Annotated in this window: 16 protein-coding genes; 9 read left to right on the forward strand and 7 right to left on the reverse strand. The window is 36.7% G+C overall.

Going from position 1 to position 20,571, the window contains the following annotated elements:
* Window positions 1-149 precede the first annotated feature (149 nt).
* The 3 genes from DRF65_RS13025 to DRF65_RS13035 are packed head-to-tail and all read left to right on the forward strand — an operon-like array spanning window position 150 to window position 2,370.
* The gene (locus DRF65_RS13025; protein WP_115971199.1) at window positions 150-716 is read left to right on the forward strand and encodes a Crp/Fnr family transcriptional regulator; all 567 of its coding nucleotides are present in this window, start codon (window positions 150-152) and stop codon (window positions 714-716) included.
* 53 nt (window positions 717-769) lie between these two features.
* Window positions 770-1,795 carry a saccharopine dehydrogenase family protein gene (locus DRF65_RS13030; RefSeq protein ID WP_115971200.1) on the forward strand — a complete coding sequence of 342 codons (1,026 nt, stop codon included), beginning with the start codon at window positions 770-772 and terminating at the stop codon, window positions 1,793-1,795.
* Window positions 1,792-2,370: an NAD(P)H-dependent oxidoreductase gene (locus DRF65_RS13035; RefSeq protein ID WP_115971201.1), complete on the forward strand. Its 579-nt coding sequence runs from the start codon at window positions 1,792-1,794 to the stop codon at window positions 2,368-2,370. The genes DRF65_RS13030 and DRF65_RS13035 overlap by 4 nt, the downstream gene beginning before the upstream one ends.
* Before the next feature lie 158 nt (window positions 2,371-2,528).
* Here DRF65_RS13035 and DRF65_RS13040 read toward each other — a convergent pair whose 3' ends face one another.
* The 3 genes from DRF65_RS13040 to DRF65_RS13050 all read right to left on the reverse strand — a co-directional run bounded on the left by DRF65_RS13040 (window position 2,529) and on the right by DRF65_RS13050 (window position 5,017).
* On the reverse strand, window positions 2,529-3,251 hold the full coding sequence (locus DRF65_RS13040; RefSeq protein WP_115971202.1) for a siderophore-interacting protein: 723 nt from the start codon (window positions 3,249-3,251) through the stop codon (window positions 2,529-2,531).
* A 125-nt stretch (window positions 3,252-3,376) separates the two neighbouring features.
* Window positions 3,377-4,240: a helix-turn-helix domain-containing protein gene (locus DRF65_RS13045; protein WP_115971203.1), complete on the reverse strand. Its 864-nt coding sequence runs from the start codon at window positions 4,238-4,240 to the stop codon at window positions 3,377-3,379.
* A gap of 141 nt (window positions 4,241-4,381) precedes the next feature.
* Window positions 4,382-5,017 (reverse strand): LysE family translocator, encoded by a 636-nt coding sequence (locus DRF65_RS13050; RefSeq protein ID WP_115971204.1) that lies wholly within the window; start codon window positions 5,015-5,017, stop codon window positions 4,382-4,384.
* Window positions 5,018-5,200: 183 nt separating this feature from the next.
* On the opposite strand from DRF65_RS13050, the gene DRF65_RS13055 reads away from it, so the two are divergent.
* Together DRF65_RS13055 and DRF65_RS13060 are read left to right on the forward strand one after the other, a co-directional pair.
* Window positions 5,201-5,797 carry a helix-turn-helix domain-containing protein gene (locus DRF65_RS13055; protein WP_115971205.1) on the forward strand — a complete coding sequence of 199 codons (597 nt, stop codon included), beginning with the start codon at window positions 5,201-5,203 and terminating at the stop codon, window positions 5,795-5,797.
* Window positions 5,798-5,884: 87 nt separating this feature from the next.
* Window positions 5,885-7,372: a serine hydrolase gene (locus DRF65_RS13060; RefSeq protein ID WP_115971206.1), complete on the forward strand. Its 1,488-nt coding sequence runs from the start codon at window positions 5,885-5,887 to the stop codon at window positions 7,370-7,372.
* 225 nt (window positions 7,373-7,597) lie between these two features.
* Here DRF65_RS13060 and DRF65_RS13065 read toward each other — a convergent pair whose 3' ends face one another.
* Window positions 7,598-8,143, reverse strand: a complete 546-nt coding sequence (locus tag DRF65_RS13065; protein ID WP_115971207.1) for a hypothetical protein — start codon at window positions 8,141-8,143, stop codon at window positions 7,598-7,600.
* Window positions 8,144-8,784: 641 nt separating this feature from the next.
* On the opposite strand from DRF65_RS13065, the gene DRF65_RS13075 reads away from it, so the two are divergent.
* Complete coding sequence (locus DRF65_RS13075; RefSeq protein WP_123947336.1) at window positions 8,785-9,510, forward strand: hypothetical protein; 726 nt, start codon at window positions 8,785-8,787, stop codon at window positions 9,508-9,510.
* A gap of 12 nt (window positions 9,511-9,522) precedes the next feature.
* Here DRF65_RS13075 and DRF65_RS13080 read toward each other — a convergent pair whose 3' ends face one another.
* Genes DRF65_RS13080 through DRF65_RS13090 form a run of 3 tightly spaced genes read right to left on the reverse strand, consistent with a single transcriptional unit; the run spans window position 9,523 to window position 11,585 of the window.
* A complete protein-coding gene (locus DRF65_RS13080; protein ID WP_115971210.1) occupies window positions 9,523-10,266 on the reverse strand; it encodes a hypothetical protein in 744 nt (247 codons plus the stop codon).
* A 14-nt stretch (window positions 10,267-10,280) separates the two neighbouring features.
* Window positions 10,281-10,712 carry a hypothetical protein gene (locus DRF65_RS13085; RefSeq protein ID WP_115971211.1) on the reverse strand — a complete coding sequence of 144 codons (432 nt, stop codon included), beginning with the start codon at window positions 10,710-10,712 and terminating at the stop codon, window positions 10,281-10,283.
* A gap of 9 nt (window positions 10,713-10,721) precedes the next feature.
* Window positions 10,722-11,585 carry a WG repeat-containing protein gene (locus DRF65_RS13090; RefSeq protein WP_115971212.1) on the reverse strand — a complete coding sequence of 288 codons (864 nt, stop codon included), beginning with the start codon at window positions 11,583-11,585 and terminating at the stop codon, window positions 10,722-10,724.
* Window positions 11,586-11,679: 94 nt separating this feature from the next.
* On the opposite strand from DRF65_RS13090, the gene DRF65_RS13095 reads away from it, so the two are divergent.
* The 3 genes from DRF65_RS13095 to DRF65_RS13105 are packed head-to-tail and all read left to right on the forward strand — an operon-like array spanning window position 11,680 to window position 20,460.
* Window positions 11,680-12,939, forward strand: a complete 1,260-nt coding sequence (locus DRF65_RS13095) for a hypothetical protein (protein ID WP_115971213.1) — start codon at window positions 11,680-11,682, stop codon at window positions 12,937-12,939.
* Between the two features lie 35 nt (window positions 12,940-12,974).
* Complete coding sequence (locus DRF65_RS13100; RefSeq protein ID WP_115971214.1) at window positions 12,975-14,306, forward strand: hypothetical protein; 1,332 nt, start codon at window positions 12,975-12,977, stop codon at window positions 14,304-14,306.
* A 25-nt stretch (window positions 14,307-14,331) separates the two neighbouring features.
* Window positions 14,332-20,460: an alpha-2-macroglobulin family protein gene (locus DRF65_RS13105; RefSeq protein WP_115971215.1), complete on the forward strand. Its 6,129-nt coding sequence runs from the start codon at window positions 14,332-14,334 to the stop codon at window positions 20,458-20,460.
* Window positions 20,461-20,571: the final 111 nt, after the last annotated feature.

Below are 20,571 nucleotides of genomic sequence, written 5' to 3' on the forward strand. Positions count from 1 at the left end.
TTATAGTGGCTAAGAGTAATTGTATCTCTAACAGTAACTTCCAGCTCCCAACCTCCATCTTCCAGTTATTTCCCTCTAACTTCCTTCCTCCGGATTTAATTTTCTAATAAGTTTTAGTTATTTTCGCCGTATTAAGAAAACCCAGGTCAATGGTACATGATTTTTTTCGGAGTTTTAATCTGTTTTCAGAAAATGAGATTGAAGAGTTTTTAAAGCTTTTTGAAGTCAGAAAAGTCAGTAAGAATGAGTATTTTATTCAGGAAGGTGAAAAATGCAGGGAAGTGGCATTTATACAATCGGGGATTTTCCGGTCCTTTTATCTTTCTGATAATGGAAAAGATATGACCTATTGTTTCAGATTTCCCAATACGATGATGGCCGCATATTCTTCATTAATTTCGGATTGCCTCAGTAAAGAAAGTATGCAGGCAATTACTGATGCAGAGCTGCTGGTATTAAAAAAGGAAAAGATGGATACCCTGATACAGGATGACCTCAATTGGACCAGGTTTTTAAAAACCATTGCTGAACAGGAGTATCTTGAGCTTGAAAAAAGATTTTTCCAGCTTCAGAGAGACAGTGCCAGCCAACGGTATATCGCACTTCTTAAAAACTATCCGGATTATATTCAGAAAATTCCTTTACAGTATCTTGCTTCTTACCTCGGCATTACACAACGGCATTTAAGCCGCATCAGGAAAGAGATTTCTTTTTAGACATTTGTCCTGTTTATTCGTTTCCAAGCTCTCTAATTTTGTCAAAAAAATAGATGGAGTATAATATTCTGATTATTGGAGGAAACGGACTGGTGGGTAAAACAATTGCCCGTATTTTACAGGCGAGAAATCCGCATATTAATATTTTTATTGGCGGACGTAAAGACGGAAATACAGAAAAACATCTGAAAATTGATGTTACCGATCCCGCTTCTTTTAAAGGTATCGCTGATAAAAAAATAAACCTTATTATTCTTTCCGTGAACGATAAATCTGATAACGTTCTCAAATATGCTATCGCTCATCATATTGATTATCTGGATATCACGAAACCTACACCAGCTCTGGTAAAAGCTTATGATATTGCCGGAAAGGAAGACATTAACAGCCGGATTGTTTTCAGTTCAGGCTGGATGGGGGGAATAGTACCCGGATTGGTTAGTATTCTGTCAAAAGATACTAATGATATTCAGGGAGTAAAGCTCTTTGTTTACTATTCTGTTAAGGATTTGGCAGGGGAGAGCTCAGCTCATTTTATGGCAGAAAATGTTGCTGTACCCTTTCATGATTATAAGAATGATCAGCCCGTTTCTATCAGACACTTTTTAAATACTGAACGCTTTGATTTTTCTTTTGGAATTGGAAAGAGAAGTGCCTATAATTTCGATGTTCCCGATTTGTATATCCTGAACAGGGTTGAAAGAATTCCGAATGTAAGTGTAAAAATGACTTATAATTCTAAGTTTATTACCTGGTTGCTGGGTAGTTTTCAATATCTCAGAATCTTTGATATTTTATCATTAAAAGAAAGAAAAATGATTTTCGGATCAAGCGGAAATGGTGATCAGGCAGTATTCGAAATTGTTGTAAAAGATAAAAACGGTGATAAAAAACTAAGTCTGCAGAGTACCAAAGGACAGGCTGAATTAACGGCCTTGTCAGCAGTTCTGCATACAGAAGAATTGTTCAGAAATCCGCATGAAAACAATGTGTATTTCGGACATCAATTGCATGAGCCTTTATCATTGCTGGCTCAGCTTAACGCTTATGAAACGATTAATACTAATATAACACAATGAAAAAAATAGCCATTATTAACGGTCATCCCAATAAAGAATCTTTCAATTTCGGAGTTGCAGAAGCATATAAAAACGGAGCCATAGAGGCCGGAGCTGAAATAAAAGAAATTACCATTGCAGAATTAAAATTTAATCCCAATCTGCAGTTTGGGTATCAAAAAAGAATGGAACTGGAGCCGGACTTATTAAATGCATGGGAGATTATACAGTGGGCAGATCATCTGGTTTGGGTACACCCTGTCTGGTGGGGAGGTTTGCCAGCCCTTATGAAAGGTTTTATAGACCGATTGTTTCTTCCGGGATTTGCCTATAAATACAGAGAAAACTCTTTATGGTGGGACAAGCTTTTAGCCGGAAAAACAGCCCATATTATCACAACAATCGATCAGCCGGGTTGGTATTACCGTCTTATGTATGGAAGACCAAGTGTTAATCAGCTTAAAAAGTCAACGTTGGAGTTTTGCGGAATAAAGCCTGTAAAGGTAACCTATCTGGGGATAATCCGGACTTCCAATGAAGAACAGCGCAGAAAATGGTTGGATAAAGTAGCAGAATTAGGAAGAAAACAACGGTAAAACTTCCACTTTACTATAGGAATCAGCTTTTACAAATTTATATATGAAAGTTTTGACAGGAAACCGGAAAAAAGAATATTTCCCGGATAGCATTTTTAATCTTATTGTATCTAACAATTTTGAATAACAGAATCTTCCGGTTTCCTTGATTTTTATTTTTACAGTCCCTTTTTTCCTTCTAACCAATATGCCTGTGATCTGATACATTGGGAGGAAATTCCTTTAGCTTTAAGAAATCTTTTGATCAGGGACATGGTAGTACCGTTTCCGGTAAGATAAAAAACTACATTATTATTGTCAATAGCCTGCTTTTCTTCCTTCAGAAAGTCGGTTAACGCTTCGATAATATCTATAGTATTATTTTTAGGAATGTGGTAGCCATATAAGTTGAGGGCTTCCAATGCAGATGAATCGTTGAGTTCATGAAGGCAGATAAATTGCTGGGCAGGTCCTTCTACAGCTTCTTTGATGGAGAGGGAACTTCCCAGTGATGTTTCATCACCTATGGAAAAATGGATCGCTGCATCGGGATCAAAAAAACGTTTTCCTCTCGGCATTAATATTTTTAAAGAATCCCCAATGGTAAGGCTGCTGATAAAATGACTTCCTGCTGCCACCGGATCATGCATGTGGAATAAGACATCAAAAGTTCCGGAATCTTTATTGAAGTTGAAAGGTGAATAATTACGGTAATCCCTGTCATTGATCCTGATTCCTATGGCATAAGCCGGCTCAAACTCAACATCCTGTAAATCTGTAGAGAAGCGTATACGGCGGAGATCAGCCGTTATAGATTCTATATCTGTAACTGTACATTCTTTAAACTTTGAGGACAATACACTTTCTACAGTATCATTGATCCATTTTGGCAAGCTTGGCATACTATTTTTTTATTGCAAAGGAAGCATCAAAATTAAGATCATCCGATAGCCGTTTCAGGGAAATGATTGGACTATTCGTTGTTTTTTATGATATTATTTGGATGGAAAGAACTAAATATTAAATATTATCTGTTCTTATCACGGAACTCTGAAGGAGGCTGGCCTTCCAGCTTAGAAAATAAACGGCTGAAATAAGTATGGTCATTATAGCCAATTTCATAAGCAATCTCCTTTATGGTAAGATGGGTAAAGACCAGTAATCTTTTTGATTCTATCAGAATTTCCTGATGGATCCAGTGCTGAGCTGAATTTCCTGTCACTTCACGAATAACTTCTGTTAAATATCCTCTGGAAATATTTAATAGCGCTGCATATGCTGATGGACTTTTCATGGTTTTTAATTCTGCTCTCACCAAAGTTCTGAAGGCTCTGGTTAACTGTAGAGCACGGGGTTCATGAGCCGTTTTCACTCTGTTTTCATGCTTGTAAATAAAGGCAAACATTCCTGTTAAAGCATGAAGCTGTGACTGAACAATCAGAGATCCTTCTTTAGATCCAAGTATTTCATCCGATAAAAAGAACTTGAGAAGGCTGGCAGAAGTATTTATCTTTTCTCTCCAGCTTTTACTGACGGATAGAGGCTGGATTTCTACCAATAGCTCTTCAAATACAGAACGCACAGTTTCCGGAATCAATTCTGCTTTCACTGCTACAAACCATCCTGAAACGTCTTTCATCATTAGTCCCTGATGTACCTGGCCGGGTAATACACAGAAAATGGCTGGGTCCTGTGATTCAACAGTTTTAAAATCCACCATCATTTTTACATGACCACTTTCCATGCAGGTAAAAATATAATTATTGTCCCGGTGTATTCCTTTATCCAGTAGCATATCTTCAGACTTATGATCACGTTGTTCCATTCTCTCAACAAGAATACCGTGTTGGGAAATATCATTTAGATCATAGGTAGGAATTGCCTGCTTCATCTTTTAAACTGGTTTCACAAATCTACAAAATACAGGATGATTGCTGTATTTTTTGCTTCATTAAGTTTTATTTTGTCTACGAGTGTAATAAAAAAAAGTGCATCGGTAGCTAGGAACGTTTTTTTTATTTTGCGGAAGCAATTATTTTGCTTTTGAAAATGCCATTTTCACCGCCAGATAAGTAAGTACACTGGCCATAAACCACTTTTGAACTTTAATCCATGCAGGATTATTATTGAAAAATAGAGCAACTCTTGCAGCTGTCAAAACAATTAAAAAATTCACAGTAAAACTTACCAGTACCTGAACTACTCCAAGTTCCAGACTTTGGGTTAAAATAGAACCATATTCCGGCTTGATGAACTGTGGAAAAAATGACAGATAGAAAACAGCTACTTTCGGATTGAGAACATTTGTTAAAAATCCAATGGTAAAAAGCTTTTTAGGACCGTCATGAGTACCATTCTGATCGATTTCAAAAATGTTTTTTGACTTCGGTTTAATGGCCTGATACGCCAGATACAGAAGATATACCGTTCCGATGGTTTTAAGAACTGTGTAGGCAAGCGGAACAGCTAATAATACAGCCGTTAAGCCAAAAGAAACCATGATGATGTGAAACATAAATCCACATACCACACCCATTAATGATATAAAACCGGACTTTTTACCCTGTGTTATCGATTTTGAAATCAGGTAAATCATATTCGGTCCCGGGCTGATCACCAGGATAAGTGCTGCCAGAATAAAGAATGAAAGATCTTGAAGTGGGATCATCAATTTTTATGCAAATGTCTTGTTTCTTGTAATAAGAAGCAATAAATTCATCATACTTTATATCAGTCCGGGATAAAATATAGCTAAGAGTCACTCCCAGCATCATTCATCCAGCTTCCAACCTTTTCAAATCCTAAAAAAGCGTAAATTAGCCGAATCAATCAATGAATTCTTTCCAGACAAATGTCGAAATTAAAAGCTACAAGAGAACAGAAGAACCTTACTCAGGAAGAACTTTCAGAAAAATCAAAAATCTCTGTCAGAACCATCCAGCGGATTGAAGCAGGTACAGAACCGAAAGGACATACTTTAAGAGCATTAGCGCAGGCATTGGAAATTGAAGAAATTTCATTACAGGAAACTTTTGTAATTCCTGAAACCAAACCCAGTGATGAGATAACCTATGAAATCATTCCGAAGGTGAAAGAAGAGCAGGAATCACAACCTGAAATCAATTATTCTCTGATTAAAATCATCAATCTTTCATCACTGTTATTTACCTTGTTGCCAACACTGAATATTTTTATTCCGCTTCTTCTTATGTTTACTTTGAAGCAAAGAAACAGTATGGCCAGACAAATTATTACACTCCAGATACTATGGAGGATTATGGCTCCTATTGTATTTATGCTGGGGATCTTTTTAAAGCTTGGAAGACAATTTACTATGCCTTTTATAATTGCGATTATATTGGTCAATGTATTTATGGTTCTTCGTAATGCAGCAGAAATTGACCGGAATAAGAAATTGTATTTCCGGTTGAATTTCAATATGATATAAATCCTGTCGGGACTTTGTCGGGTTTTTGTCGGGTTCTTTTTTAGGGATAAAATAAATGAAAATATAATCTTTGTCAAAAAATTAATCATGACAAAGACAGCTTTATTGAGTCTTCTTTTTTTCTTTCTGTTTTTTAATCCTATTCATGCGCAACTGCAAAAAACAGATCCTCTTTACAGAACGATTATATCAAAGGACAGTCTCCTTTTTTCGGTAGGGTTTAATACCTGTAACAGTAAACAGGCAGAGGCTGTGCTCAGTGAAAATTTTGAATTTTATCATGATAAAGATGGCTTTTCAGATAAGAAGAAATTCATGACTGATTTTAAAAACGGACTTTGTAAAGCTTCCAGCATATATCGCTATAAAAGGGTTTTGGTTGATAAAAATACTCATATTTATCCTATGTATAAAGAGGGAAAAGTCTATGGTGCTGTTCAGAACGGGGAACATCTGTTTTATGAAAGAGAAGGCAGCCAGGCTGAAAAACTGGTAGGGGAAGCTAAGTTTACAAATTTCTGGCAGCTGGAAAACAGCGACTGGAAATTGGCAAGATCATTGAGTTTCGATCATCATGCTAAAGAAACAATCGATCAGGGAACGGTTTTTAATAACGATCAGGAAATAGAAAACTGGTTGAAGGAAAATAAAATTCCAACACTTGGATTAGGGATTATTGAAGATGGAGAATTAAAACAGATCAAAGTTTTTGGTGATATTCAAAAAGGCATTCCAGCTCCGTATAATACGTATTTCAATGTAGCTTCTCTCACCAAACCTGTCACAGCAATGGTAACATTACAGTTGATAAACCAAGGCCAGTGGAAACTGGATGAACCTCTTGATGCATATTGGACAGATCCGGATATTGCTAACGATCCAAGGCATAAAAAGCTCACAACAAGGCTCATTCTTTCCCATCAGACCGGATTTCCGAACTGGAGATGGATGAATGCTGACAAAAAATTAAGCTTTCAGTTTGATCCGGGTACCCAATATCAATATTCAGGAGAAGGCTTTGAATATCTAAGGCGCGCTTTGGAAAAGAAATTCGGAAAAACATTGGATCAGCTTGCCAGAGAGTTGATTTTTCAACCACTTCAAATGAACGATACTAACTATATCTGGGATCAGAATACTGACGAATCCAGATTTGCAATCGGATATAATGAAGAAGGGAAACCTTATCCGACAGAAAAAAATAAAACGGCCAATGCCGCTGATGATTTGCATACAACAATCGGGGATTACGGAAATTTTATGGTTAATGCAATGAATGGAAAAAATTTGAAACCGGAAGTTTTCCAGGAAATGATCAAAAAACAAATCAAGATAAAGGACGGTATATACTTTGGATTAGGTTTTGGAATTTATGATTTGGGAAATGGTAACTATGCTCTATCTCATAGTGGATCTGATCCCGGTACAAGATGCATTACTTTTGTATTACCAAAATCAGGGAAAGGAATTGTCATCTTTACCAATACAGATAATGGCACTAAAATCTATGAAAAGCTGGTTCTTCATTATCTGGGTGAAGAAGGAAGGAAAATCGCTGATATAGAGAATAGATAATTTTTTTCTCGCAGATCAAACAAATTCTGCAGATTTTTTAGATCCGCTTCATCAGCGAAATCTGCATGAGATAAAATTAAACGTAAAGTTATCCATCCGCTTAGAAATATAACAGCTTGAATATAAGGCTTTGCGTTTTAAAAACATAATATTTTAGAAAAAACTAATAAGCATTCCCTATATAAAAAAGCCTGTCTTCAAAAGAAAAGACAGGCTTTATAAGTATTATTTCACCTTTTCCAAAAGATATAATTTTGCTCCGGAAAATGCCAGCTTAGGCATCAGATTACCTTCTAGCACCATCGTTTTACTGTTGACATCAATTACGGATATATAATTATTAGAATTGTATTCAATATAGTTTTCTTTTTCCTTGGTGATAGGATTTTTCCCGAATTCCAACGAGTATTTTACCCAATCTTCCTCATCAGAATTACAATGTACCGGCTTGAATTTAGATTTTTTAGCTTTAAAAATCATCTGATCAAAACCTCCTGTACATTCCGAAGAAAATGTGCTTTCAGGATTCTGGTCTTTGGTAAAATCTTCGAAAGAACCTTTATAAACACCTACTACCTTCCAGGTTCCATCTAAACGGTCTTCATCTATTTTGCCCTTTGCTTTGCTTACCGCCCAGCTAATCCCGTTAACTGTTCCTTTTACTGCCTTGTAGCCTATATTTACAGCTCCGGACACCACTTTAGTAGCTGTTCTTACCACACAGGAATTCAATACCAGAACAGCCGAAGCCAGAAATATCATTTTTTTCATATTGTCAAATTTTTTACGAAGATAAGGCTTTATGTTTAATGGGGAGTAGAGGCTGGGAGCTGGAAGAGGGAGGCTGGAAGTTATTGAAGTGTAATAATGACTGGTTCTGTTTTTTAATTTGCTGGCAATATTTTTATGAACAGGAAGTAGAGGCTGGGAGCTGGAAGAGGGAGGTTGGAAGTTATTGAAGTGTAATAATGACTGGTTCTGTTTTTTAATTTGTTGGCAATATTTTTATGAACAGGAAGTAGAGGCTGGGAGCTGGAAGAGGGAGGCTGGAGGATATTGAAGTGCAAGCAATAACTGTTCTGTTTTCTTAACCTCACTTGCCTGGTTATATTGTAAACAAAAAAACAAGGCCGGTTGAATAGTAACTTTCAGCCTTCCGGCTTCCTTTCTTCTAATTTAAACTTTGTTGGCCAGCTTGTATTGTAAACTAAAAGACAAGGCCGGTTGAATAGTAACTTCCATCTTCCCTCTTCCGGCTTCCTTTCTAATTTAAACTTTTGTTGGTCATTTTGTATTGTAAACTAAAAGACAATGTCGGTTGAATAGTAACTTCCCACCTCCCTCTTCTGCCTTCCTGCCTTCCAATTCCCAGATTTTTTTCATAAGTTCGTTTGTTAAGAAATAATAACCATATGACTATCACTGTAGTTCTTTTATTAGTTTTCATCGTTTTTGCAGTAGTGTTCATTGGAATACTTGTCAGGCCACAGAAGATCAATACATTTTCCGGTACGGATTTTCAAACTCAGTTTTTAGATCAGTCTGCCCTTCAAAAAAGAGAGGATTATCTTACCAAGATGGATTCAAGACATCGTACGATAAGTATCGTTCTTCTGGTCTTCATGGTTATTGCTTTTTCCAGTCCTGTTGTGTATGCCTGGTTTGATACGCTGCATTATAAAGGAATATTAGATAAAGAAAGCTATGATATCCGCATTCGGGATAACAATCTGATGATGGGCGGAATGCTGGGAATGTGCGTATTGTTTTTCTTTATGATTTCACTGGTGAAAAGAAAGATGATACAAGGCTATAAGAGTGTGATATTAAGTCTGAGCCAGAAAGATTTTGAAAAAATGCTTGATATAAACCAATCGATGAACGGAGTAGACCGATTTACAATGTCACCTCCTTTTATTCTTAGCCAGTATGGGCTGCATGTATTTAAATTGGGCAGGGTACTTGCTTTTTTATGGGCAGATGTCACTGAGTTTAAAATGACCAGTGCGCCACGTGGAGGCTATTTCATAAGGATGAAGGTAAGAGGGAAATTATATTTTTTTACGATATCGGACCATACAATGTTGAATACACTCGAAGCCGAATGCAGACAACGGGGAATTACAATAGTATCGTAGATCTAGGTTTGTTTACTTTACCCAAGTTTTTACTGTTTCAAAGAAAAAATCATACAGTTTTTTGTCAATATTATTTTGATCGTGAATCCCTATATTATATTCTTTGAAGGCCAATGAGAAGGTAATACTATATGTTTTGGAGGTTTCTTCCGGCTGAAAAAGGTTACTCTGTGACAGGGTTTCAATGTATTGTTGAAATTGTTCCGGTGTGAGCTTTTTATACTTGGAAATCTCAACAGGATTCATGTTTTTGTCCTGTGAATGTCGGATGTAGTGAACGGTACCATCCTTTTTTATGGTTATACTTTCCCGGTCCCAGTCGTTAAGATTATAACGACCAATGTATAGAGAATCTGCTTTTTTAAAATCAATTTTATAGAACTTTTGGGGCTCATGATCTTGCTTGATCAAAAAAATTATCGGGTCATTGGAGGCTGGTATCTTATACTTTACTTTGGAATAATCATAATGCTTATTCAAAGAATCAGGCTTAAAAGAGATAACATCCTGTTTCAGATTATAGTTTCCCGATGTAAATTCCTTGGTGAGATAATCTCCCTGGTCATTCTGGTGATAAATATTAAATGTATGGTCATTATTTAACTGCAGCACTTCAGTAGAAGTACAGCAGCCATTGAATATAGGAAGCATAACAGATTGGGCAACATAAGTTCCGGAAACACGATTGCTCTTATTACAGCTGTTCAAAAGAATTGCTGATAAGAAGATGATGGCTGTTATTAATTTTACCCACATGATATTCTGCTTATTTATTCCTTTACAGGAGGAGGAGCATATTTTTCAAAACCATACACAAGATGGTAATATAGTTTGTTTTCCTGATACGTTTTTCCCATTGGCGTAACACTTTCTCCCTGTAATAACAGCTTTTTTTCAACCTGATTGTTCTTATATTTTGTTAATGTAGGCAGCAGATAAGAAACACCCGTTGTCTGCCATTGCTCATTATCATGAATGAACAGCCATTCATCTGCCTTTTTATTAAAATAGCAGGAGAGATTACCGCCGAGCTTTTTCGGGCCGGAATATTTCATCTTAAATCCCTTTTGGGTTAAGAGACTGTCTGTATTAACCTTTTTAGAAAAAAGCTTATACCATACCTCAGAAGATGTTAGAGTCTGTGCAGAAAACATGGATATTCCTGAATTTAAGGCGATAAATAATAATATATTGATTTTCATTAAATTGAATTAATCAGTTTTCTTTTCCGGTTCTGTTTCCGTTTTTTCCTTTCTAAGCAATTTCCCTGTCGGGCTGAAATAATAATTTACATCATTTTTCTGGAAAAATAATTCCTGACCATAAAGATAGGCATCATTATATTCTAAAGGGAGAATGGTTTTCATCTGGAAATCCGATAAGCCAAATAAACCATTTTTCCGGATGATGATGGCAGTATCAGTTAAAGATACCAGTTCAATATCACTTAGTTTAATGATGTATTTTCCGTTTTTATCAATCACTCCGTACTGGTCTCCGATTCTGACGATAGAATAATACTGCTTTTTATCATTCATAAAATGAAACCCATGAATCTCATCATATAGAAACGGAACGAGAGTCTTATTTTGAATATCTATGATTCCCTTTTTACCATTCTTTTTTGCCTCAATAAGCGTGCTGTACATAGGATCAAGATCTTCGTATTCTATGGGAACCAAGATTTCATTTTTATCATTAACAATACCGTCGAGGTCATTTTTAGTGACCTTTATAAATCCATTTGATAAACCTATTGAGCTGTAAGTATTGTCTAAACCTATGACCCATTCTCCCTTACTGTTGAGAATCCCATACTTTTCTGTACCGGGAACATGTTCTTCCTTTCTTCTTCCGGATTCATCATATTCATGATCAGCTTTTGAAACCAGATAATAGCCGTCTGTATTATAAGTTGCTGAGCAAAACTGAGGTGGAACAACATTAGTCCCGTCTGAAAGATAATAACCAATATAGCCATTGGACTTAGAAATAGGATACAGCTCATCATACTTTTGAGCATTAAGCATAAGGAAGGAAGCAGATAAAAGTAAGGAAGCAGTTATTTTTTTCATCCGGGTTCTGATTTTTTGTCACTTCTTAAAATTACACATTATCAGGGATATTCTGTTCATCCTATTTTTTGTACTTTTAAAAATAAGATTAATAATGATGAAAATATTCCCTTTTATACTGCTGTTTCTGTTGGTATGCGCCTGCTCTCCCAAGGTGACCAGGCTGGCTGTTCCGGAAGATAAAGCAGATTTCGGAATCTCCAATCCTTCCAAAGCACTGTTTTTTGTAGAAAATGAAAGCATTATTGCATCAGAAGAACATATCAGCAATCATAAAGCAGTTGCAGATCATCTCTACAGACAGTTTGGAGGTGCTACAGAACGGGTAATGGTGGGCAGAACCAATGCTAAAGCCTTTAAATTTTCAAATGGAGCCACCACATGGTTTGTAAATGTTCAGTATTTTCCAAAACGTACAGCGATGATTTTATTTGATGGAAAAAATGAACCCATCATTGAATACAATACCAAAAATTATGAACGTTTGGTGAAAAAATATTTATCCGAAGATCTGAAAAAGAGATCGGAAACTGATAAACAAAATCAGGTTGCCGAAAAAAAAGTCTCAAATGTCTGGAACTCCATAGATGCCGTTTCTTTTACTCCGGATCAGAAATATGCAGACCGGATTATTAATTACAGCAATACCACCTATTATCCTCTGACTTCTTTTGAAGACAGCGGAAATTGTAACGGACGCTTCATAAACATCATTTATCTGGATGAAAAACAGCAAAAAATAAGCTACACCAACAATATTACTTACAGGAACGGGAGAGTATTGGAGAATGTGTATTTACGGGATGGCATTGAAAGTATACAGAAGCATTATCTTAATAAAGTAGGACTATTGGATTCGATAGTGAATTCCGAGAATGGGAAAAGGGAAATGAAGCTTACTTTCAAATACCTGCCGGATCAATTTATTATTCATTCCAGTTGGGGAACCAGGGAAGAATTTCATTTGAATGGCAAAGGGCAGGTAGAGGTACAATACAACTTCAATAAAAAAGATAAGATTACAAAAGAAACCTATTATACCTACGACAACCTCGGGAGAATACTGGTGGAAGATTGTATTTATGATGGTGAAAACCCTGTTACCAATACCTATCAATATGATTCTGATACCAAAAGAATGTATTCAAAGCTAACCATCAAAGGAAAAGAAGGGAAAACAATTTCAGAAAATACATCTCAAATCATAGATGGGAAACAGGTCTTTACTGTTATTGCTGATGGGAAAATAGTAAACAAATCCGTTTCAACGCTGAACAGTAATTGTGAAGGAAAAGTGACCACTTATGACAGTCGGGGAAAAGTCGTATCCGTGAGTGTTCAGAAAAGACGATGATGAATTATAAAACAACAAATGCTCAATAACCACATATGCTCAAAAAAAATTATTTACTTCTCTGTTTTCTATACATTCCAACACTGCTTTTGGCCCAGACAAAGGCCATGTATTTTGATTCCGGCTGGAAGGAAACCCAGAAATCAAATGCAGTGTATTACCGCCCGCTTCCGTTTTTGAAATCAGGGACTTTAGAATTGCTCCGGGACTATTATGTGAAAGGAGATGTGCTTCAGATGCAGGGTTATTTTGCTGGAGGAAAAACAAAAAATCTGGTAGGAGATGTCTTTTGGTATGATGCTAATAAATATGACAGCTCCGGATCTTCTTACATCAATAAAACCAAACAGAAAAAGCTGACCTATTACTTTGATGACGGCAAAATCTGGAAAGCTGTAGAATACGGAGACAGTTTAAAATCTGGCAAAACCATAGAATATAAACCGGATGGTAGTATTTTAGGCGAAGCCATTTATAAAGACGGTTATATTGAGTCCGGAACGGTGGGATATGTGCATTCCACTTCCGATTATAAGAGATACAATACAAAAACAGAATCTGATGAATACGTCAGTATACCGCCCAAAGCAGGAACCCGGGAATATAAAAAGGTCTATTATTGGAAAAAAAACCTTAAAACAGCTGTAGAATATTTCTACCGTAATGATAGGGTGGTTCAGTCCAGACATTTTGATGAGAGCGGAGATCTCATTCAGCAGATAGACAGTACTTCTTATTTTTATCCGGAAAGAGAGCTGAAGAACGGAAAATATTTCTATTACTATACCCAAAAAAGTGCTGTAGCCGAACCTCCTTCCTATATTGAATTTAAAAGCTTTCCTTTTTCAGAAGTCAATATGGAACAGGTCAATTATATTATTCAGTATCGTGGAGCCGTCAGGTTTTTGGAAAAACATCCTACTGATGATCTATACAGGGAAATAGTATATAATTTCTTTAAAGATAATGGAGTCGATTTTATCCAGTTAAAAAGAGATGATAACGATGCAATCTGGAAACCGATAGAAAAGTACAGGGATGCAGAAGCTGTATTTATTTCCGTTTCTGATGTGGAAACATTATCTAAAGAGGTGATTTTTCAGAGATTTTCCAAAAAAACATGGACGAATCCGTATTTTAAAAATAAACCGGTTTCTGAGCAGCTGTATTTTTCATCCTTCAATTTTATGGGAAAAAGGACACGGTATTCTTCTACCGGAAAAACAGAGATCAATGAAAAGGAATCCCAGCTTATTTACATTAGCCTGACTCCCGGGAAATACATGATTCTTCGTAGAAACGGCGGATATTTCATTCCCAAAAGCTCCGGTGATGTGATTGAGATCCCTAACTACGTTCAGGAATAATTTTCCCTATTAAAACTTAAAGATCATGAAATTTTCATTCAGAATATATTTTATTTTACCACTTTTGGCTTCAGTCTGCCTGTTTTCTCAGGTCCGGCCTATCAAACCTGTTCCCAGGGCTTTGAAACCAGGAATATCAATGCCATCTCCCTTTTCATATCCTAAATCTAAACTGTCTTCACGAGATTCCATTCAATATGAAGTGAAAACACTGATGAGCCGGTATTATGACTGGAGTGATGAGAATACCGATCCTGAAACCGATCAGATCCTTGTTCTCCGGGAAAAAATAAAAGAAACCAAAGGACTGCGCAAAACCCTTTATCAGTATTATCTGGCGAATATCTACACATCCTATATCAGTGAGTACAGCTCAAGGATGAAGCAAAAAGATAGTACACCGCTTAGCGAACTTTCAGACGATTATAAAACCTGGGCTTTAAATGATTTCTACAGGGAAGCAGGGCAGTTGTACAGCCAGGTATTTTCCAATAAACAAAAATTGCAGGATGAAAAAACAGAACTTTGGAAACAGCTTATAGAAAATGAGGAATTCACAAAGTATAAACCGACTCTTTATGATCTTGTAGCAACAGATTATCTGAGATTTTTACAGAATCTACCCTTTGATTATGATCAGATTGCAAAGAAAAAGATCACAGAAATTAAAGAGGAGCTGCTGCAGTTTCACACCAAGGACTCAGATAAAACAGCTTTGATTTACCTTAAAAGCACAGAAATTGAAGGTGATGCAAAAGAACAGTCACAGCAATTGATTGCATTGGCAGATGCTTTTCCTAAAGAACCTTTTTCAGCCTATCTTCTTTATCAGGCAGCTGATCTTGAAAGGCATGAAGCCTCAGATAACAATTTTCTGACTGCCCATCAGCTCTGCCAAAGGGCTATTGATCATATTCCCGCTTCTAACTGGAATAGTTACTGTAAAGGTTTGATTAATTACTTTGAACGTTCAGATCTGGCTATCGAACTTCCGGAAAGGAATCTTCCAGGAGAATATATTCCTATGAAGACAACCTATAGAAATACCGATGAAGTAAAAATAGAACTGAGCAAAAGATCAGCTAAGATTGATTTTGATAAAGAGCCGGTCTGGAGTGGATATTCTGTAAATGAAAAGTTGATTTCCTCTATCAATTCTACCTATAGTTCTCAAAATTTCCGTACGGATATATTTCCGGTGAAAGAATTTGGGGATTACAGGCTTCATGAGACACTTTTGGCCATTCCACCCCTGGAAGAAGGATTGTATGAGATCAGAAGCTCTTTGGGAAATAATCATAACAATAAGATGTTTGCCGTTTCAGACCTTTTTTATATAAAAAGATTTGAAGATAATACGATGGTGACTTTACAGGCTGTGAACACCAAGACTGGGAAAAGCATAAACAATGCTGAGTATATCATGTATCAGAATATCAATGAATATGAACAGAAATATTCGGAGAAAAGAGAAAATAAACTGATAAAAACCGGAAATGGAGTCACTGATGCGTCAGGAATGTTTTCATTGCCAAAATCTAAGAACCGGGAATATGATGCCAGTATTATTTATTTTCCACAGACGAAAAAATATTTTGTCATTGATAGAGATTATCGTGAAACAAGAGGCCGAGAAGAAGAGAAGAAGAAAAAAGAGCCTGTTAAGAAGGACTTTATCATTTTTACAGACCGTGCGATTTACCGTCCCGGGCAGAAAATCTTTTACAAAGGAATTCTGGCGCAGGAATATTATGAAAAAACAAAGATCCTTCCTAAGCAGAAAGTGGAAATAAAGCTGATGGATGCAAACTATAAAGAAATTGCTAAAGCAGAAGCTATTACCAATGAGTTTGGAAGTATTAATGGAGTATTTACGCTTCCATCCGAAGGAATCACAGGAAATTATTCTCTGGTGATGACCGCTGATCTGGGAGAAATTTCAGGGGAAAAGGAAGAGAATGTCATTTATGAGAATAAATATGTGAGGGTTGAAGAATACAAAAGACCGAAATTCCGGGTAAACATCAATCCTGCAAAAGAAGCATATAAGTTGGGAGATGAGGTAAAAGTAAGTGGGAAGGCAGAAGCTTTTTCAGGAGCTGATATTTCCGGAGCCAAAGTAAAATATGCAGTGAAAAGAAAGGGAATCTATTTCTCAAGAAACTATTTTGAAGATTATTATTTCCCAGCTTATAACGAAAAAGAAACTGAAATTACTCATGGAGAAATAACTGCCGACAATAATGGAAATTTCAGTATTTCATTTAAAGCAGAAGCAGATGAACTGGATCGTAAAAGTAAAATAAGAAACTATCAGTATTCTGTTTCTTTCTATGTAACTGATATTAACGGAGAATCACAAAGCAGCCAATCCATCATCAATATTGGTGATACAAAAGCTAAAATCAGTATTGAAGGTTCAGAGCAAATGCTCCAGAAAGAGTGGGAATCTGTAAAAATATCTTTGACTAATCTCAACGATCAGAAAATACAAGCTAAAGGAAAGCTAACCATTACTCCATTGAAAGAGGAGAACAAGATCCTGCTTCCTAAATTCATCAAAAAATCAGGATACAACAGGTATAACTCCGAAGATTCTGAAGATAAAGTATTAGTACATTCCAGTTATGATAAAGAACTTTTTGATACCTATTTTCCAAACATAAGTTATCCGGCGAATGGTGTAGTTAAGCCTAAAAAAGGAGAGCCTGTATTTTCAAAGGAATTCAATACTTCAGAAAGTGAAACGGTAAGTCTCCATAAGAATCCCGAACCTGGAAAATATCTTTTAGAGGCACAATCCGTCATCGGGCAGGATACTATCAAAACATTTAAGATTATTGAAGTATTCGACAATGTTACTTTCAGAAACGGAAAGCAGTCTTATTTCGGGGTTCGTACAGATAAAGAGTCGTATATAGTGGGAGATAAAGCCATCATTACCTTTTATTCAGATTTTGAAGAAGGCTTTATGAATTACCGTTTTGTTCATGATGAAAAGAAAGATGATTATCAACAGATAGCCATGAAGAATGGATCTGTAAATATTCCCGTAACCATTACTGATGCTGATCTCAAAGGAAGTTTGTACATTGAATATGACTTTATTCACGATAACGATTTTGCCAAAGGAACTTTAAAATTAGAGATTAAAGAAAATACGAACCGGAATCTTGAAATTACCACTCAGGTTTTCCGGGATAAAATTCAACCCGGAGTACCCGAAAAATGGGTATTAACCATTAAAGGAAAAGATAAGGAGAAAATTAATGCTGAGGTGCTGGCCTCTATGTACGATGCCTCTTTGGATCAGTTTGGAAAGAATGAATACCGTTTCAATCCTTATAACCCTAATCTTTCCAATGAATACAGAGATTACGACCCGTATAATAGGTCCCTTAATGACTTCCTCAGGGAACTGACCTCTTCCAGCTCGATGAATTTTAACAGAAGCAGTGAAAGATATTCCTTAGAGTCAGATCAGTTCTATCCTTCTCCCAAGGCCCCTTATTTTCAGAATACTTCTATCAGGGTTCTGGATTTATCAAATCCTACGTCAAACTCTGCAATGTATATATCAGAAGCATCACGGGATGAGGTTGTTGTGGTTGCATCAGGATATAAGCGGAAAGCAGAAAATAAAAACCCTGTTTATATTATTGATGGAAAACTGGCGGATAAAAATATCCCAGAGGAGGATATTGCAGAAACCAAAAAACTCAACCCAACTGAAGCTGTAGCTTTATATGGAAACAGTGCTGAAGGAGGAGCTATTGTGGTCACTTCTAAAAAAGCTATGAAAGAAGAATTGCTGAAAAATGTAAAAGCAAGAACCAATCTGGATGAGACCGCATTTTTCCTTCCTAATCTTTACACAGATTCAGAAGGTAACGTAAAGCTGGAATTTACTTCCCCGGAAGCCCTTACGCAATGGAAGCTTATTCTGTTTGCCCACACCAAAGATCTCAAAACAGGGTCTGCCGAATTTTTTACCAGAACACAAAAAGAGCTGATGGTAACCCCAAATCCACCAAGGTTCTTAAGACAGGGTGATAAAATTCAGCTTTCAGCTAAAATAGATAATCTGTCGGATAAAGAAGCAGAAGGAGACATTATGCTGTATCTTTTTGATCCGGCAACCTCCAAACCGTTAGATTCAGCTTTTGTAAATACCAATTCCCTGAAGAAGATGAATATTTCAGCCAAAGGTTCTGCACAGGCAAGCTGGGATATTAAAATTCCTTATGCATTGGATCATGTAGGCTATAAAATATTGGCAAAAACAAAGAATTATTCCGACGGTGAAGAGAATATTCTTCCTATACTTTCGGACAGGATGCTGGTAACGGAAACTGTTCCGGTTTCTATCAAAGAAGGGCAGACTAAGACCTATACCATGAATGGATTACTGAATAATACATCTACTTCAGCGGTTAATTTCAATCTGAGTGTAGAGCTTACATCCAATCCGTTATGGTTTGCGGTAATGTCAATTCCTTATCTGAGAACTTTCCCACATGAATGTTCAGAACAGCTGTTCAGCAGGCTGTATGGGAATATGCTTTCCACTTATATCATGAATTCCTCTCCAAAGATCAGGAAGGTTTTTGATGAATGGAATGACAAAGAAACACCATCCAATCCTTTAGAAGCCAATGAAAAACTGAAATCAATCCTTATTGGGGAAACTCCATGGCTGAGCAGGATTAAAGACCAGAAAGAACAAATGGAGCAGCTCGCCGTTTTCTTTAACCTGAATAAAATGCAGCGTGATCTCAAAAAGGCACAGCGTGACCTTGTTGACCGCCAAAATCCTGATGGAAGCTTTTCCTGGTTTCCTGGTGGTGGAAAAGACAAAACCATTTCCGGACATATCCTCGGCGGATTCGGAAAGTTGAATAAAATGCTGAAAGGAAAATCCGATGAATATTTTACCAGTGAAATCAAGCATGTGATCAAAAACAGCATCGCTTATCTGGATAAAGAATATTATGACAAACTGATCAATGACCGAAAAACAAGTGATAAACTGGATGTAGGCGATTATGCCTCCTATTTCTACTACAGAAGCTATTGGAACGATACAGAAATTCCATCCGAACTGAAAAAAGTACTCAATACATTAGCCAATACCTATGTGAAGACCTTTGATGAATACAGTCTTTACCATCAGGCCATGATTGTTACCCTTTTAAAACGATACGGATATAATGACTTTGCTAAAAAATGCGTTGCTGATCTGAAAAAAGCAGCAAAAAATTCTGAAGAAAATGGAATGTACTGGGACAATAATATCTCTGGATGGTACTGGTATCAGGCTCCTATAGAAACACAGGCCATGCTGATAGAAGCCTTTTCAGAAACCAACCCGGAAGATGCAAAAAGTGTAGAAGAAATGAAGGTATGGCTATTGAAAAACAGACAGACAGAAGGCTGGGGAACTACAAAATCCACTACTGAAGCCGTATATGCTTTGTTAAACTATGGGAAATCTTGGCTGGATGCTGAAAAAGGAATCACCATGAAGCTAGGAAACGAAACCATTTTCCCTGCGAATGATCTTTCTAAAACTTCAGAAGCAGGGTTCTTCAAAAAATCCTATTCCTGGAAAGAGGTTACCCGTGAAAAAGCAACCCTTGAAGTTCAGAAAAACAGTCCGGGAGTAGCTTGGGGCGGTATGTATTACCTGTATTATGAAGATATGGATAAGGTGATTGCCCACAACTCATCTGATGTATCTCTTGAGAAAAAGCTTTTCCTGAAGGTATTTGAAGGGAACGAAAGCAAACTTAAGGAAGTGACTCCGGAAAATCCTGTTAAGTTGGGGGATCTGGTAACGGTAAGACTGGTAATCCGTACCGGAAAAGATATGGAATATATTCATTTAAAAGATATGCGGGCAAGCGGTTTTGAACCTGTCAATGTCCTTTCTGCCTATAAATGGCAAAACGGAGCCGGTTATTATGAAAGTACCCGGGATGTGGCGACTCATTTCTTTTTTGATTCCCTGCCAAAGGGAACTTATGTCTTTGAGTATGAATTAAAAGCCAATAATGCCGGAGATTTTTCCAATGGAATTACTTCCTTCCAGAATATGTATGCACCGGCTATGAGTGCACATTCTGAGGGGATGAGGGTGAAAATTGTGAAATAGAGTAGGAGGGTTGGAAGGTGGAAGATGGAAGATGGAAGATGGAAGATGGAGGTTGGAAGTTACTTTTAGTTATTAATTACTGATTGTCCATATAAAGTGATTTTAAAAAGG

Origin of the sequence: Chryseobacterium pennae (assembly GCF_003385515.1) — a bacterium.
GTDB classification, from domain to species: domain Bacteria; phylum Bacteroidota; class Bacteroidia; order Flavobacteriales; family Weeksellaceae; genus Chryseobacterium; species Chryseobacterium pennae.